The organism is Chitinophaga vietnamensis, assembly GCF_902167635.1.
GTDB classification, from domain to species: domain Bacteria; phylum Bacteroidota; class Bacteroidia; order Chitinophagales; family Chitinophagaceae; genus Chitinophaga; species Chitinophaga vietnamensis.
Genome location: NZ_CABHMS010000004.1, coordinates 275488 through 292036, shown reverse-complemented (window position 1 = coordinate 292036; position 16549 = coordinate 275488). Strand labels below are relative to the sequence as shown.

At 50.9% G+C, this 16549-nt stretch carries 12 protein-coding genes; 2 read left to right on the top strand and 10 right to left on the bottom strand.

Annotated elements, in window-relative coordinates:
• Positions 1–122: 122 nt before the first annotated feature.
• Positions 123–1013, top strand: a complete 891-nt coding sequence (locus FPG75_RS12365) for a DMT family transporter (protein ID WP_143307168.1) — start codon at positions 123–125, stop codon at positions 1011–1013.
• Here FPG75_RS12365 and FPG75_RS12360 read toward each other — a convergent pair.
• The 4 genes from FPG75_RS12360 to FPG75_RS12345 all read right to left on the bottom strand — a co-directional run bounded on the left by FPG75_RS12360 (position 1008) and on the right by FPG75_RS12345 (position 6277).
• Complete coding sequence (locus FPG75_RS12360) at positions 1008–1901, bottom strand: phosphotransferase family protein (RefSeq protein WP_143307167.1); 894 nt, start codon at positions 1899–1901, stop codon at positions 1008–1010. The two genes, FPG75_RS12365 and FPG75_RS12360, sit on opposite strands and share 6 nt — an antisense overlap.
• A gap of 48 nt (positions 1902–1949) precedes the next feature.
• Positions 1950–4400, bottom strand: coding sequence for an ABC transporter permease (locus FPG75_RS12355; RefSeq protein WP_161596775.1), 2451 nt, complete (start codon positions 4398–4400; stop codon positions 1950–1952).
• Positions 4401–4589: 189 nt separating this feature from the next.
• The gene (locus FPG75_RS12350; protein ID WP_161596774.1) at positions 4590–5690 is read right to left on the bottom strand and encodes a linear amide C-N hydrolase; all 1101 of its coding nucleotides are present in this window, start codon (positions 5688–5690) and stop codon (positions 4590–4592) included.
• Between the two features lie 113 nt (positions 5691–5803).
• Positions 5804–6277 carry a cupin domain-containing protein gene (locus FPG75_RS12345; protein WP_143307164.1) on the bottom strand — a complete coding sequence of 158 codons (474 nt, stop codon included), beginning with the start codon at positions 6275–6277 and terminating at the stop codon, positions 5804–5806.
• Between the two features lie 94 nt (positions 6278–6371).
• Between FPG75_RS12345 and FPG75_RS12340 the strand changes: the two genes are divergently transcribed.
• Complete coding sequence (locus FPG75_RS12340) at positions 6372–6749, top strand: winged helix-turn-helix transcriptional regulator (protein ID WP_143307163.1); 378 nt, start codon at positions 6372–6374, stop codon at positions 6747–6749.
• Here the strand turns inward: FPG75_RS12340 and FPG75_RS12335 are convergent.
• The 6 genes from FPG75_RS12335 to FPG75_RS12310 are packed head-to-tail and all read right to left on the bottom strand — an operon-like array spanning position 6729 to position 16239.
• Entirely contained in the window at positions 6729–7796 is a 1068-nt protein-coding gene (locus tag FPG75_RS12335; RefSeq protein WP_201747946.1) for a glycoside hydrolase family 76 protein, read from the bottom strand. The two genes, FPG75_RS12340 and FPG75_RS12335, sit on opposite strands and share 21 nt — an antisense overlap.
• Before the next feature lie 9 nt (positions 7797–7805).
• Entirely contained in the window at positions 7806–8951 is a 1146-nt protein-coding gene (locus tag FPG75_RS12330; protein ID WP_143307162.1) for a glycoside hydrolase family 76 protein, read from the bottom strand.
• A gap of 7 nt (positions 8952–8958) precedes the next feature.
• Positions 8959–10083, bottom strand: coding sequence for a SusE domain-containing protein (locus FPG75_RS12325; RefSeq protein WP_143307161.1), 1125 nt, complete (start codon positions 10081–10083; stop codon positions 8959–8961).
• Positions 10084–10112: 29 nt separating this feature from the next.
• Complete coding sequence (locus FPG75_RS12320) at positions 10113–11720, bottom strand: RagB/SusD family nutrient uptake outer membrane protein (protein WP_143307160.1); 1608 nt, start codon at positions 11718–11720, stop codon at positions 10113–10115.
• 17 nt (positions 11721–11737) lie between these two features.
• A complete protein-coding gene (locus tag FPG75_RS12315; RefSeq protein ID WP_143307159.1) occupies positions 11738–15199 on the bottom strand; it encodes a TonB-dependent receptor in 3462 nt (1153 codons plus the stop codon).
• 35 nt (positions 15200–15234) lie between these two features.
• Positions 15235–16239 (bottom strand): FecR family protein, encoded by a 1005-nt coding sequence (locus FPG75_RS12310; RefSeq protein WP_143307158.1) that lies wholly within the window; start codon positions 16237–16239, stop codon positions 15235–15237.
• Between the last annotated feature and the right edge of the window lie 310 nt (positions 16240–16549).

Genomic DNA, 16549 nt, shown 5'->3' with positions numbered 1-16549 from the left:
TCAAAGTTGTCACAGCTGGCATTGCTTTTCAGGGAGCGTATTTGTGAAGAATGTAATACCCTACCTGCCTCATCACCTCTCCCACTACTTCGTAATCTGTAATTGATTACATTGCGTTCACTATGAACAAGATCACCCTTGACGAACGGACCAAAGGCTTTATCAGTATCATCTTCGTAATGCTCATCTGGGGCAGCTCTTTTACAGTCAGCAAGATAGTAGTAACAGAAGTGAACCCATTTGTATTTGCCACTTTACGCCACATCATTGCCTGTATTGTACTGTTCCCGTTTTATTTGATGCGCCGCAAAAAGGTGACACGGCCGCTGCCTTATGGCAAGCTCACTTTAATGGGCCTTACCGGCATCGCTGTTTACTATTGTTTCTTCAATTCGGCGATGAGCCGCATTACCGCTTCCACCGGCGCTTTGGTGGAAGGGCTGATACCCGTGGTGATCGCGGTACTGGCAGCGGTGATTTTGAAAGAGCACCTGCATAAGAAAACGATAACGGGTATTGTATTATCTGTGATCGGGGTAATATTAGTGGGCTTTGTCGGCGCCGCGCACGGGCCGGGTAATTCACTGCTGGGCAGCTTTTTGATGGTATGTGCGGTATTGTTGTGGGGACTATACACGATGCTGTCCAGAAGTTTGAAAAGTTCGGACAGTGTGGTGGTTACCGCCGTGAGCACCTTCATTGGAACGGCTTGCCTTTTGCCGGTTTTCTTTATCACAGTCGCGCAACATGGCCTGCCGCCTATTTCCTGGAAAGCCTGGGCTGGCATGGCTTACCTGGGCTGCTTCTCTTCCGCATTGGCCTACTTCCTCTATAATCGTGCACTGGAAAGCCTTCCGGCAGCACAGGTAGGTAACTTCCTTAATTTAAATCCTGTGATCGGCGCACTGATCGCCTATTTATTTCTGAAAGATAATATCACCGGCCTGCAACTGGTGGGGGCAGTGTTAGTGCTGACAGGCATCTGGCTCAGCAACCGCAAAGTAACGTCATGATACATAGCTGGCAGCTTCTGCTTTAAACTGCGCCATGGAAGAAGACAGGATCGCATCATCTTTTCTTTCAATGCCGGTGAGCACATCTTCGATGGTGTTGCAGCGCGCGAAGAAATCCAGTTTCTTTAGCAGCGCAATGGTATCGTGATGCGGGTAATAAGCCAGGAGCTGCTGCAGGAAGCCCTCCGCGGGCGGATAGGCATACAGGTACATCAGGTCGAAATCAGGATCGCCGATACATACATCCCCGAAATCAATAATACCGCTTAACCTTTGCGTAGCAGGATCGATGAAGATATGATCCGCACTAAGATCAGCGTGCAATAACACCGGCGTATATACGAAGTTTTTTTCTTCAGAGAGATAATCATGAAAGAGCGTTTCCACATAGCTGTGCGCTTCGATATGCGGATACAAGGTGGTTTGTGCGATCTCCAGCAACTCCTCGTAATGCGATCGCTGCTCAATCAGGTTGGTATTGCATGCCAGTGCATCGGCCACCGGAAACGCATGTACCTGCCGGATAAATGCCGCGATATCGTTGATCAGCTCCGGTGACGGTAAACGGCGTATATCCGTTAACGGTATACCATTGATCTTTTCATAACCGGCAAAGGGCAGGCCATTCTCCTGCTGGTATCCGAAGTAGCTAAAGTCAGGGATAGCAACGCTCACATGGCTGCGCAGCCGGGGCAGCAGGCAGCGCTCTACTCGCAGCTGCTCCGCCACATGATCATATTTCGGGAAGCGGAAGATGAGAGAATGATTCAATTCAAAAGCACGGCTATCCATGCCTTCGCCGCAAAAGCGGATCACCTGCGTGTCCAGCTGCGGGAAGTTGCGGTGGATGTCGGAAAGAGCAGCGGCGGTGTGGGTATCGGAGTCCATAATATGTAATATACCTATTGTTCCGATAAGATAGCGCCCCTTCCTGATTTACATTGATCGCAGCGACTTCACCGGGTTGACCAGCGCCGCCCTCACCGCCTGAAAGCCCACGGTAAGCATAGCAATGATGATCACCACAACGCCCGACAACGCAAACATCCACCATTCAATAGCAATCCGGTACACAAAATTCTGTAACCACTTCGACATACCCCACCATGCAATGGGAGCAGCGATCAGCAATGCGATGACCACCAGCTTAACAAAGTCTGACATCAGCATCTGAATGATGCCGGTGACCGTAGCGCCCAGCACTTTCCGGATACCGATTTCCTTTGTACGCTGGAACGCGATGACTACTGCGAGTCCGAAAAGACCAAGGCAACTGATAATAATAGCGATAGTAGTAGCAAGGTTCACGAGCCTGGCCAGGTCACGCTCCTGTTTGTACATAGCGGCCAGCAGCTGGTCGTAGAACTTGCCGTTCCATTGTTCCGTGGGATATATGGCATGCCAGCGATGCTCAATCTTTTTCAGGGTGGCCTGCCATTTTGCAGGATCGGTTCCACTTAACCGGATATTGATATTGTTGGCTTCCTTTTTATCAGCCATTAACGCTACGGGGTCGATCGCCACATGGAAGTTTCTCAGGTGAAAATCTTTTATCACTCCCACGATAGGAAATTGCTGGCTGCCTGGCTGTCCGATCATTTTACCGATGGCATCCTGTGGAGAGGCAAATCCGAAAGCCTTTACCGCTGTTTCATTGATCACAAATTCATTTGTGGTATCAGATGCGCTGATATTGCGGCCAGCCAGCAGTTTCAGGTCGTATACGTGGAGATAAGCAGTATCGACCCACTTCTTGTATACCTGGTGCCTGACGGGCTCCTGCCCTTGCTGCCTGTGATATTCGTAAATAGTGGACATCCAGCCTTCGGTCATTGGTTCACGACCCACAGACACTGCAGCGATGCCTGTTTCATTTCTCAGGGCTTCTGCAAAAACATAATGTTTGTTTTTGTACGCTGAATCCCCCAGTATTTTCCGGGGCATCTCCACAAATACTACTGCGTCTTTATTAAATCCCAGGTCCTTCTTCAAAGTATATTTCAGCTGGAAGCTCATGATCAGGGCGCCGGCAATGAATATCTGCGCAATCGCGAACTGGAATACGATGAGTATTTTCCTGAGCGGCTGCCGGTGGCTGCCAGCGGTGATCATGGTACCATGACCCTGAATAATGGCGATGGGCTTTACTTTAGTGATCAGCCAGGCCGGGTAGGCGCCGGAGAGCAGCGTAACACTTGCCAGCATGGCCGCAATGAAAATGGCAAAACCCCAGCCGGTAGAAAAATTAAACATCCCTTCAGGGATCATATCGCCCAAAAGATGATATGCCATTCTGGTGAGCGGAAAAGAGAAAGCAACTGCCAACAGTACGATCAGAAATGTCTCTCCCAGCATTGTTTTTACAAGGTATCCATTATTGCTGCCTAATACTTTTCGTACCCCGATACTCATTGTACGTTGCGGCAACTGGGCAGTGGTGAGGTTTACAAAATTGATACCGGCCGCTATGATCAGCAGCAGGCCAAGAGCGATAAGCCCGTGCATCACCGGTTTGCTGGCTTTGCGCACCTGCCACTCAGGCATGAAGGTTGAAAAATGCGATTCAGCAAGGGGCATTAATTTGAACCAGCGTTTGATACTGCGCGGAAGTTGGGTATGCTGTAAATTCTCCTCCCATTTTTCACCGGCCACCTTTGTTATCATCGCCAGCACCTTTGCGGTATCCGTGCCCGCGCCTAACTGGAGATACACCCGGTTAGATCCGTCTGTACTGGTCCATTCGCCCAACGTATATGTTGCAGGAGGAAGCCTGAAGATCTCTTGCGCAGTAAATTCTGTAGGGTAGTTAAGATCTTTTACGATACCGGTTACTGTCCGTTTTTTCTCTTTATTATAAGTAATTATTTTACCTAGTACCGTATCAGGGTTGGCCGTACCGAAATAACTTTTTGCGCGACTTTCTGTAAGCACCACATTTTCCGGTGCACTCAATGCGGTAGCCGGACTACCAGCCACCCACGTATAGGGCACCATAGTAAAGTAGGAAGAATCGGTAGCCACTACATTCTTTACATTGTCCGCAACAACCGGTTGTTGCCGTTGATCTGTAGTTTCCACCGTAGTGATCCATTGTCCAAAAACAGGTACTACACATTTCAGGCCGGGCACTTCTTCGCGCAAATACTGGTATAGCGGAGCTGAAGCGCCGCCACTGTAACTTTCTTTCTGATCAAACATCATCCCCGTTATCAGCCGGTAAGTATTCGTGCGATCAGGCAACTGGCTTTCAAAGTTATACTCGTAACTAACGATGCGGTAAATCACCCAACAGGCGCTGACACCAATGGCAATTCCCAGGATGTTGAGAAAGGTAAAGAGCCGTTGACGCCATAGCTGGCGGAAGATAGTTTTGATCAGGAGTTTCATATGCAAAGGAAGTATTGCGGGATGGCATGAATTATCATGCCACTTTGCAGACATATGAAGTACAGCGACTTAACTATGAAGTGTATTAATTGAGTGTCCGGATGAGCACAGGGCTTGTTCGATAATGAACAATCCTATACTATTAAGAAGATCAAGCTCGTTTGATCTTCTTAATAGTATAGGATCATTTTATTTTTTACGCTTGCGCGGCGTAGTACCATTGATCAATGTTCTCACGGCCTGTGGCTCGTCCATGCTGAAGTACAGCACATTGCGGCCGTTGAGGTTCATTTTCATCAGATCGATCATCTGTAGCTGGCGGTTATCAGCGGTATGAAAATAGAAACGTTTATTTTGAAGATCGTTGGCGCTGGTCCAGAGGGTGTATTCCGTTTCCCGTTTGTCTGCCGTACGGCTCGCGCCTTTGGGGATATCAAAATTATCGAGGATGTGGAAAGCCTGATCTACGGCGGCTTCTGCGTTATCTACCTGTACGCTGCTCGTTGTAAAAGCAACCGCGCGTACAAAGCGGGAAGGCGGTGTAAAATCACCGGGTAATCCCAGCAGCCCGCTGCCCAGGCCTGTTTGCGCGAGTGTAAGGCCATCCAGTTTGGCGGCAGGTACATCGATCGCGGAGAGGTTGATGTAATTACGCAGGTTGGTGAGGTGCCAGTCGAACGTAGGGGCATTGGTGATCACGCCTACGGGGTTGTCGTACACATTCACTTTACCGCCTACATATTCGATCACAATGGCATTGCCCTGGGCATCCTGCACACTGTAATGCAGCGGTACGACCTTATTATCCAGTTCCGCGATGGTGGCCTTGTTCACCGGAACGGCGGGAATAGCCTGCTTCACCTCCTCTACGGTGGCGAAGTTGGAAAGTATCCAGCCTACTACATCTACGCTGCTGAGGGAGCGGTTGATATCTGCTCCGCTCACGTCCTGGTATTCCGTGAAACCAGGCAGGTAGAAGGCGCCGGCCGCCAGGCCTTTCTCATTCACCCCATCCATCACCATCTCTTTCTCTGCCGCGCTGATACCGGCAAAAGCATATTTGGACATCCAGCCCATGCCGTTCCTTCTGCCTTCAGGACCTACAGCAATAAAGGCATGACCTCTGGGAACAAAAATGCCGGTGGAAGGAAGGGACACACCAAATTCAAGGGTACGTGCATAAACAATGGCGCCATTCTTTGCTTTCAAACGAATACCGGTACAAGCGGAAACAATTTGAGGGATGTTGAGCAAAAGGGCCAGGAGACAATAGATGACAGGTTTCTTCATATGTATGTTGGGTTTAAAACATGACGGGGCTATGGTTAAAAAACGGCTGCAATATAAGTAAGTAATCCTGATAAATAAAAAATCCCCTCGCGGGGATCTTTTATTTATCAGGATTACTTTGCGGCCACCAGCACCGCCAGCTGAATACAGGGTTGCCCGGAACGGTTGCTCCATGCGTGGTTGGTACCTCTTTGTATCACAATATCGCCGGCGCGTACCAAGGTCTCCCCTTCTTCCATCACCAGCCATACTTCGCCGGAGAGGATCACAACGTAATCAAGCGTGTTTGTCTGATGCATCAGCGGATGCGGCTGGCCCGCCTGTGGCGGCGTTTCCAGCAATTCATCGGGCAGTATCTGCACATACCTGAAATAAGTGCCGTTGGCCGGCGTTTGTGGGAACAGGGTGTTTTCCGGCACCAGGGTACGATGCAGATCTACCGGCATGGAATCCGTAGCCCAGATATCAGACATGATCAGGCCGGGAATATGTTCAGACACGTTGTCGGACACAGCGTCGCTGATGATCACAGAACGGCCGTCGCGCAGGCCAGTAACGATCCTGCGCGGAATAGTAGCTATGCTCATATGTATGCTTTGATGCAAAACTACTGTAACATTGATCTATCTTTGACAGTGGTTACCGGTATGTTACCGGTTACCTGTAATAAACCGGCCCGGTATGCAAATAAAGAATGATAACGCCCATGCACAAACGAAATGCAAAACAGAACTGATCGCGCTGCGCGACAGCCTCGATGTGCTGGGTGGCAAATGGAAATTGCGGATCATGCTGTATCTCGCCCTGCGCACCACAGAACAGCATCATTTTAAAAAGATATTAAGAGAGATTGAAGGCCTGTCGGCCAAGATGCTCAGCAAAGAACTGCGTGAACTGGAAAGTAACCTGCTCATCACCCGCACCCAACAAGCTGATGGCAGCGTAGAATATGCCATCACCGACTATGGCCACAGCGTGATCCCGGTGATGAATACGCTGATCCAGTGGGGGCTTCATCACCGGGAAGTGGTGAAGTCGTCAATCATTCACCACTCCTAACCTTGCATATATCTCCATCATCCCTGCCTGTCCCAGCAACTCCTTCGCGGGATGCTTTCCCAGTAGGTTAGTATGTTGATCCCGGTCTTGCTCCCATACCTTATCTGCATATTCCTGCATGGCAGCGATGTATTTTTTGTTGCCATCTGTTTTATACAAAGCGATATAACCCCGCAACAATACGGCGTTGAACCAATAGCCGGATTGAAAGCGACCCCGGCGAAAGAAGCGCTGGTAGCTTCCTTCCGCGATATGTTGCGCCTCCCGCAGGTATTGCGCCTGATGCGTGAGGTGGTACAGTTTCACATTGGCTTCCAGCATAGTGCCGGCATTGTACGTGTAAGCAGCGGAATCGATACGGCCCTGCTCCTCTGGTTTAATAGCATCCCAGAAGATGCCGGCAGGCGCGCGCAGGCGCTTGTTCACCCAATCGTACAGGAGCCTGGCAGTATCGAGATAAGAACGCTTGTGCGTGGCCTCGTATAGCTGCAATGCCAGCAGGATGCCGGGGCCATTGGAACAGGCGTTCTTGGTGGTTTTATCGCGCTCCTTCCAATAGAGGCCGCCGCCAGCGATGGTATCATAACCTGTCATCATGAAGTGATAGATCTCGCGGCCTTTGTGCAGATATAATGGCTGCCCGGTGCGGGCATAAGCATCCATGTATGCAATGCCTATCCATTGGTTATCGTCGTAGTAACGGTCTTCCCGCTTTTCCTTTACCACGTAAGAGGCATAGCCCGGCGCGGGCGGCGAATGATCATAATATTGATTCACGGCGGCCACCACCGGCGGCAGATAAGGTTTTCCGGGATGCAAGCGTTCCATTTCATTGGCGGCTTGTATCAACGCGCACAAGCCCCACAGATCGGCGTGGGGCTTGTTATTATGTCCAGGGTCGCTGGTCTGGATGAACAGGCCTGTTCCGGGTTCGTAGAGATGCCGGTAGATAGCGGCATGCAGACTGTCGGCCCGCTGTGCATTATGCTGGGCCAGGGACATTGCTGCGGGCAGCAAACAAGTGAAGAAAAGAAATAATTTTTTCATGCTATCCGTTTAGTTGATCAGACCCAACGCTTTGAGCTGCGCAGTGGCCTCTATCACCATTATGCCGCTGAGCTGTGTAGTGAGATCGCTGGTGGCCGCAGTGCTTTGCCAGCTGGTATTGAAAAGCAGTTGCGGACGGGTGGTGCCTTGCAACCACAGGGTTTGCGCATTCAGCTGTAAGAAATTAGCATATTTGGAAGCATCTGTGCTGCTGAGGCCCGCATCGGTGATGAGCAGCATCAGGTAGCGTACCAGCACGCCTTTGAACAATCCGCCATCGCCGCCACCTTCACTGTTCAGGATATTATTTTTGGTGAAGGCGCCGCCTAATGCATAGTTGGCCGTACGCAGCGCATCGTTAAGATACACGCTTTCGCCGGTGAGTTTATACAGCTCTACGCCTGCGCCGATAAAAACGCCCTGGTTGTAAGTGAAGGCCCAGCTTTTATTAACGGTGCCGCTGCCATCCTGGTTGATACCGTCCCAAACGAAGCCGGATTGCGGATCTACGAGCGTTTTCTTTTCCCAGTCGTAGATCTTTCTGGCCCAGGCGATATCATCGGGGTTTTGCGTGATGCCATACATGCGGCAGGCGATGATACAGGCGGGCGCGTTGGCCGGCGTGTTCTTGTATTGTTTCGATTTGTCTTTATTCCAGTGGATGCCGCCGCCCCATACATCATCCCAGCCGCCTTTGATATCGGTCCAGAGCAGGGTGGCTACGTCTTTGTAACGGGTGTCGCCGGTGGCTTCAAAGGCGCGCAAACAGGCCAGCGTCATCCATTCCATATCATCGTAGAAAAAATTGATGTAGGTGTTGCCGTTCTTGTTCTTCACGCCATCCAGCAGATCGGCCATGCGGGCTTTGATAGCCGGGTCGCTTTTCCGCAGCCAGGCATCGGTGAGCACATCGAGCGCATGCGCCTGCGGCCAATAGTTGAAGGTGGTGTTACCGCTGCTGTTCTGGTTGAAGTATTTATCTGCATTCCAGAAATTGGCCTGCAAACTGGTTTGTGCCGAGTCGGCGATCTTTTGCCAGTCGAAACTGTAGCGCGCTTTGCCGGCGCCCGGGCCAGGGCCATCGTCCACCGGCTCTTTGAGGCAGGAGTTGCAGGCGAGCATCAGCAATAATATAAAATAGCGTATATGCGTCATAGTTAGTTTATTTAACGATCACTTCGTGCGTATAATTTTTATCCGGGTTGAAGTACACATTCACATCGCAATTTTTGGTGTCTGCTTCTGTTGCGAATTTGAAACAGTAGTTCCACTGGTCGTTATTGCTGATGGGATGCAGTTCCCAATAGGCGGCAGGCGTGCCGCTGGTGGGGCGACTGTTGTCCGCATTGGAGCTGCCGATCCATTCATCTGCGGGCGTGCCATCGCTGCCGATGGTGGCAATGCGGAACTTGTAACGTTCATCGCGGCCCCATGATTCCTGCTTGAAGGTGATCAGCTGGTTCTGCGCCGTCCAGGTGCTGCTGCCTTTGTAGCTCAGCTCAAAGAGGAATTTATTCAAAGGCGCAAACCACAGCCCGATGCTCTTGATCTCTGTAACGGTAACCGCCGCATTGTTGAAATCAAGGCGCAGGCGGTAGGTTTTGGTACCGGCGGTTTGCTGTGTTTCGCCGCCTTCTTTCAAAGCTGCGCCGCTAATGGAATACGTAGAGGGCGTACCGGTATTGCGGTTCGTGAAATGATACTTGCCATTTGCCAGTGAAGTATAAATTTCATAGACACCCGGCGCGGTGGATTTCAGGTGGAGCGCTTTAGAGAGATCCGTACCTGCTTCTGTGGCGTCGCCAGTGAGATACACATCAGCGGGTATCTCTGCGAAGCCGTTAGGCCGCTCTACCTCCACCAGGCGCGATTCCTGCGCTTTCTGCACATTATATCCCTTGGATGCGAGCACGGTCCATTTTAACTTGCCGGTGGCCAGAGAGGCAATGCCCGCTTTGCCGGCAATGGAGTTGAGGTCTTTGTGCGACAAGGTCAGTTTGTTTTGCACGCCGCCGCCGTCTGCAGCATAGATGGCTACAGGGTTGCTGAAATCGCCGCCCTCTTTATCGAAGGCCACCTGGTATAGTACCAGCGAGCCATCTTCTGCATAGGCCTGGTTCCACTCAAAGCTCACCGTAGCGCTGGTAGTGGGTTGCAGCTTGATATATTTGTTATCCGCCGGCGCCATCAGTTTATCCACCGGTTTCAGATTGGTGTTCAGTTTATAATTGTCTTTCTTACAACTGAAAAATAAAATTCCGATGATCAAAATGAAATATCGTTGCATGTGATGATTTTTTGCAGATGATGAAATGCTTACCAGTCCTGGTTTTGTGAGAGGTTCTTGTTCTGATCCCTTTCAAACGTAGGCACCGGCCAGAGGTAATGTTTGGGATTGATGAATATCCTGTTCTCTACAATGATATAGCCATTCGGATCTTTGTTGAATGCGCCTGACGACACTTTAATACCCCTGACAGGCCGGTTCAGCACGTCCTGCGATGTTTTCCATCTGCGGATATCAAAAATGCGCAGGCCTTCAAAAGCCAGCTCCGCGCGCCTTTCGCGGCGTATCACGGTGCGCAGCTGATCCTGCGAAAGACTGGCATTGAACTGTGTAGCGCCGGCATCGGTGAAGCCTGCACGCACGCGCAGGGGCTGGATGGTCTGGTTCCAGAGGGCGGTATTCATCTGCCCCAGCTCATTCTTCGCTTCGGCATACATCAACAACACATCTGCATAACGGATCAGGATGAGATTGAGCGTGGATTGATAATTGGTGGCCGTGCGGTCATAATATTTATAGAAATAATAACCGCTGGGAGAAGCGCCCTGATCATCTACACTATTGGTAGCAGGCACGGAACCCGGCTGCGTTAAAATCGTTTGTACGTTACCGTTAAAGTCTGTCACTTTGGAGCCGTGATGCAATATGGTAGCCTCGAAACGCGGGTCTCTGTTCACATAAGGATTGTTCTCATCATACCCCGATCCGGCTTCGCTGATCCCTTTACCATTGCTCATCACATAATCATTCACCAGGTCTTGTGTGGGTACCAGCACGCTGCGCAATGCGGCAATGGTCTGCGGCATGAACATGCGTTGTTTGTCGCTCGTACGGCCACCGCCATATTCCAGGTCGAGGATCACTTCACTATTGTATTCATTGGCTACTGTAAAGAGGCCGCTGTAGCTGGGGAACAGGCCATAGGCGCCGTTGCTGCTGTTGTTGATCAGCTGTTCGCAATCGCTGATCACGGCCTGCCATTCGCTGCGGAACAGGTGTACGCGCGCACTCATGGCAATGGCGGCGCCGCGGGTCACGCGGCCACGGTCGTTGTCGGCCAGCGCCGTGTTCACAGGCAGGTCTTTGCGGATATCATTCAACTCCTGTAATACGAATTGCTGTATGGTATTTTTATCGGTGCGACTGATCTTACGGGAATCATCGATGGAGATCAGGTCGGTGAAGAAGGGTACATCGCCATACCAGGCGGTGAGCTGGAAATAAGCATAGGCGCGGATAAAGCGCGCCTCGGCCAGGATACGATGCTTGAGCGTACTGTCTATAGCCGGCACCTTGTTGATATTATTCGTTACCTCGTTGCAACGGCGGATGGTGGTATAATAATATCCCCAGGTATCTTTCACACGGGCATTGGAGCCGTCGTAACTGCCATTGGATATCTTGTCTACCGCCAGCAGGCCATCGCCGTAAACATAGGCGTTATCGCTCAGGGCTTCATCTCCATAAAAATAATCGTCCTTGGAAAGATGTTCATAGCAGGCCGACAAAGCATCCAGCGCATCCTGCGTATTGCGCCAGTAGGCTGTTTCCGTAAATTCGCGGGTGATGGGCTGGTCCAGCTTGCGACAGCCATACAAGCCTATAGCGATGATGATGATCAAAAGTAGTTGCTTCATACAAACATGTTTTAGCGTCAGAACTTGATATCCAGGCCGATGGCGTAAGTGGCGGCATTCGGGTAATTGCGGCCTGCGATCGGGTTGTAGTTGGACATATCCAGTTTGTCGTCGTACTGTGTAAACTCGGGATCTACGCCCAGTTCGCGGAATCGTTTAGGCATGATCGTTATAATGTTCTGGCTGGTGAAATATACCCGCAGCTGTTGTATGCGCACCCTGTTCAGTAATGATGCCGGCAATGAATAACCAATTTGCAGGTTCTTGAGGCGCAGGTATTTGGTATCAAACAACCAGTAATCGGAATAGGCGAAGTTGTTGGCGTCCGCGGCGCCGATGGTGAGGCGCGGGTAAGAAGCGCCGGGATTGGTGGGCGTCCATCGGTCGAGGTGCTGCACCATCGCGTGGTCTTCGTTGTTGTGGAAGGCTTCCACGATATCGCCGCGCAGGAACTGCGAACGTTTGCCTACGCCTTGCCAGAACATGGTGAAGTCGAAGTTCTTCCAGGTAACATTATACGAAAAGCCGAAGGTGTAGCGCGGAAAAGGATTACCGAATACGTAACGGTCGTTTTCATCGATCACGCCATCGCCGTTGCGGTCTATATAGCGGATATCGCCGGGCATCACCTGTTGGTTATACGCGAAAGGCACCTTGGGTGCGTTTTTCAGGTCGTTCAGGTTTTGATAGAGGCCCGCAGATTTATAGCCATAATACGATGCGATCGGATAGCCTTCTTTGATGATATAGGTGAAATCCGCGCCGCGTATGGATTCCTGGCCAAAGCGCACCACTTTGTTCAGGTTGTCGGATACATTGAAGCTCACGGCATGTCTGAAAGCGCCGGTAGCAGCGCGGTAGGTTAATGCCAGCTCCCATCCCCTGTTATCTACCTTGCCTACGTTTTCCAGCGGTGCATTGGTGCCAGCGGTACCGGGCGCCGTTTGAAAAAGATAGATACCGGTAGTTACTTTATCGAAGTAGTCGAAAGAGGCCGTGAGCCTGCCTTTGAAGAAATCGGCATCGATACCGTAATTGCTCATGGCAGATACTTCCCATTTCAAACGGTCGTTGAAGGTAGAGAAAGTAGATCCTGCCACCGGCGTATTATTGAAAGAATAATAGCCCTGGTTGATGCTCACCCTTGCGAGATAATTGAAGCCGCCGATATTGGAATTACCCACCTGCCCCCAGGAGTAGCGCAGCTTCACATTACCGATATGCTCTTTCACATACTGCATGAACGATTCGTCTGTGAGCCGCCACCCGAGCGAGAATGCGGGGAAGAACTGCCAGCGGTGTCCGGGCGCTAATTTGGAAGAGCCATCATAGCGCCAGGTAAATTCTGCCAGGTATTTATCGTTATACACATAGTTCAATCTTCCGAAGAGAGAATTGAGCGCGTATAAATTAGGATTGGAGAAATCGTTGTAGGTACCGATCTGCGAATAGTCAAAAGTGCCATCCGGCTTGGGGATGTAGCCTCCGCCGATAGACCATGTTGGGTCGAGGTTGGTGGTGCCAAAACGATCTGCCCGGAAGCCGTAGCCCTCGTTGATCGCATCGCTGCGCACACCTACCTGTCCTTTTACGTAGTGGCGGCCGAAAGTATTCTCATATTCAGCGGTCGCATATACGTTGGTATAAAGATCTTTGTATTCCTGCTGATGCATTTCGTTGTACTGCGGCGGCGTAGCCGTAGTATAATAGGGCGCGTAAGTAAATTTGTTGATACGTCTTTGTTCATTATTGATATTGTAATTACCGGAGGCGTTCAGGTTGATCCTGAAATGATCCACCGGTGTGATCACTACATCTACTCCGCCCATGAGGTTATCGATGGTGTTGAGTTTAAAACCGCCATCAGCAAGCAAGGCAAACACGCTGTTGCTCGTAAGGCTCGGCACTACCCAGTTGCCCAGCGAATCCTTTACGGGATAGATGCGTGGCACACGCATGGCATCGCGCATCAGCAGGCCCATATCAAATACCTGGTTGCGGATGAGCGAGCGTGTGTATGCCGCATTGCCCGTCACTTTCACATACTTGCTTACATCTACAGATACGTTGAGGCGGGCATTGTAACGTTTGTAGTAAAACTGCTGATCAGAGGGCAACCATTTGTTTTGCAGCATATTTCCCTGATCCACATAACCGAGGGAAAACAGGTAGCTGCTGGTTTTGCCTCCGCCGGTAACGCTCAGGTTGTGGTTTTGCTGCGGCGTGTATTTACGGATCATCTCATGCAGCATCGCTGGTTCGGAGCCGTGGTTATGCCAGTATTGTATATCCGACGGTGCGAACTGCGGCGTTTTACCCGAGTTCACCAGCGCTTCATTTTTCAGCGTCATGTATTGCCATGCTTCTACCTGGCGGGGCAGTGTGGTAGGCGTTTGCCAGCCATACATGCCATTGTATTGCACAGAGGGGCGTTCATCTTTCTTACCTTTTTTAGTGGTGATATAGATCACGCCATTGGCGGCCTGCGAGCCGTAGATAGCGGCAGACGCGGCATCTTTCAATACGGAAATATTTTCCACATCATAGGGGTTGAGATTCTGCAAGGCGGTACCGCCGCCTTGTACGCCGTCGATGATCACCAGTGGGGCGTTGCCGGTTAAGCTGCCTACCCCGCGGATATTCATGGTAAGCGGGGCGCCGGGTTCGGCCGTATTTTGTTGCAGGATGAGATTAGGCGCGAGGCCTTGTAAAGCCTGGTACATATTGGTAGCAGGGCGGCTGGTGATATCCTTCGCGGCTACCGTGCTGATGGCGGCAGTTACCTGCGTTTTCTTCTGTTGACTGTAAGCCGTTACAACTACTTCTCCCAGGTCTTTCGCATCCTGCGTGAGTATAACGGTGATGGCTGTACGACCGCCGATCGCGATCTCCGAAGGGATATAGCCTACGCAGGAAAATACCAGCGTGCCATTCGCCTGTGCGGCGGGCACTTTGAGCGACCAGGCGCCATCTCCGTTGGAAGTGGTGCCGATGCTGAGGCCTTGCACGCGGATATTCACCGCGGGGATGCCTTCTCCCTTGTTATTGACCACGCGGCCGTTAATCACCAGCTCTTGTTGCTGCAAACCGGCCAGGGCATTACGTTTCAGCACGATCTTGTTATTGATCAGCTCATAACGTATGTCCAGCGGTTGCAGGAGCTGTTGCAGTACTTCATCGAGTTTGTTGTTGGTAACGTGCAGCGTAACGGGAGGCGCCGACTTGATATCATCGTTGGCATATACAAATACGAGCGCTGTTTGCGCTTCTATTTTGTCGAGCACCGCCACGAGACTGGCTTGCTCGACCTGCAAACTCACGAGATAGTCGGACAATGCGGACTTATGTTGCCCTTTCACCTGTTGCGTGGAAGCATAGGCCACCTGGGCGCGGAGGTCCAGCACGCTGAACAGCGCGAGGCACAGGATCAGCGACAGGAAAGGCGAACGGAAAGAAGGCGGGTGGAATTCCTTTCTCATAACGTAGTGGTGAATTAATAATGAAAGAATGGTTGCTATTCGCTGATGACCAGCGTGCTATCTGTAATGTGATAATGAAATGCTTTTGAGCGGCTGAAATAATACATGATCTCTTCCAGGGAATTGTTGTGGAAAGCGCCGGTGAGGCGGTATTCGCGTGGAGCATTGGCATCGAACACCACATGTTTGTTGAAGCTGCGTTCCAGTGTAGCGCCGATCTCTTCGAGCGTAGCATTCCGGAAGATGAGGCGGCCTTCTGTCCAGGCTTTTTCTTCTGCGCCGATGGTATGGTCTTTCACCAGGGTTGCCTGATCATAGGCATAGGTCACCTTTACATCCGGTGTGATGAGGATGGTATCGCTTGCCCGGTTCTCCTGGTGATAGCGTGATATGAAAGCCACCTTTCCTGTTACCACAGCGGCTTGTACAGGTTCGTTGTCATAAGCACGTATATTGAAAGAGGTGCCCAGCACTTTGATGGTACCATTTTTCAGATGGATGATGAAAGGCCGGCGGGGATCGGAAGCCACATCGAAGAAGGCTTCTCCTTCCAGCGATACTTCGCGGGTATTGCCTTTGAATTTAGGCGGATAAGTAACGGTGCTCGAGGCATTGAGCCATATCTTGCTACCGTCGGCCAGCTCCATGAAAGAGCGGGTAGCCTTGCCATTGTGATGCGCTTGTACGTTAGCAGCGATGCCGGGCGCCGGCGCCTTCCCGAAAAAAAACCAGGCGCCTCCTGCGGCCAGCAGGAGCAGCGCCGCAGCAGCCCATCGCCAATAATGATTACGTACCGGTTTCATCACCGGACCAGCTTCCTGCTGCGCCCTGATCCTGGACAGCGTGCGTTGCAGGGCCAGCTCCGTTTGTTCGGCCGCCAGATTGGGCTGGTCAGTAAAATAATGCACCAGGTGCTGATACCGCTCCTTCCAGGCAGGATGAGCCTCCAATAAGGCTTCCAGCTCCTGTAGCTCTTCCGGCGCCGCCGAACCGGCCATTTTGCGGGTGATCAGTAAAACGAAACGCTCTTCGTTCATCATAAGTGGAATGTTCTCCTATAAGGACAGGTAGCGGGAAGAGAACTACGTACAGGGGATAAAAATATTTTTTAGCGAAGGTTGTCTGGCTCAGGATTATTTTGATTAAAATGATTACCAGGATTTTTTTTATAGGATTTATAAAGATTAAAGAAGATTGGCAGGAAGATATTCGCGACGATAGCCCTTGAAACGCTTTGAGCGCTTCAAGGGCTGGAACCTCGTTGTTCTTCCCGCCAATCTTCTTTAATCTTTATAAATCCTATAAAAAAAATCCTGGTAATCATTTTAATCAAAATAATCCTGAGCCAGA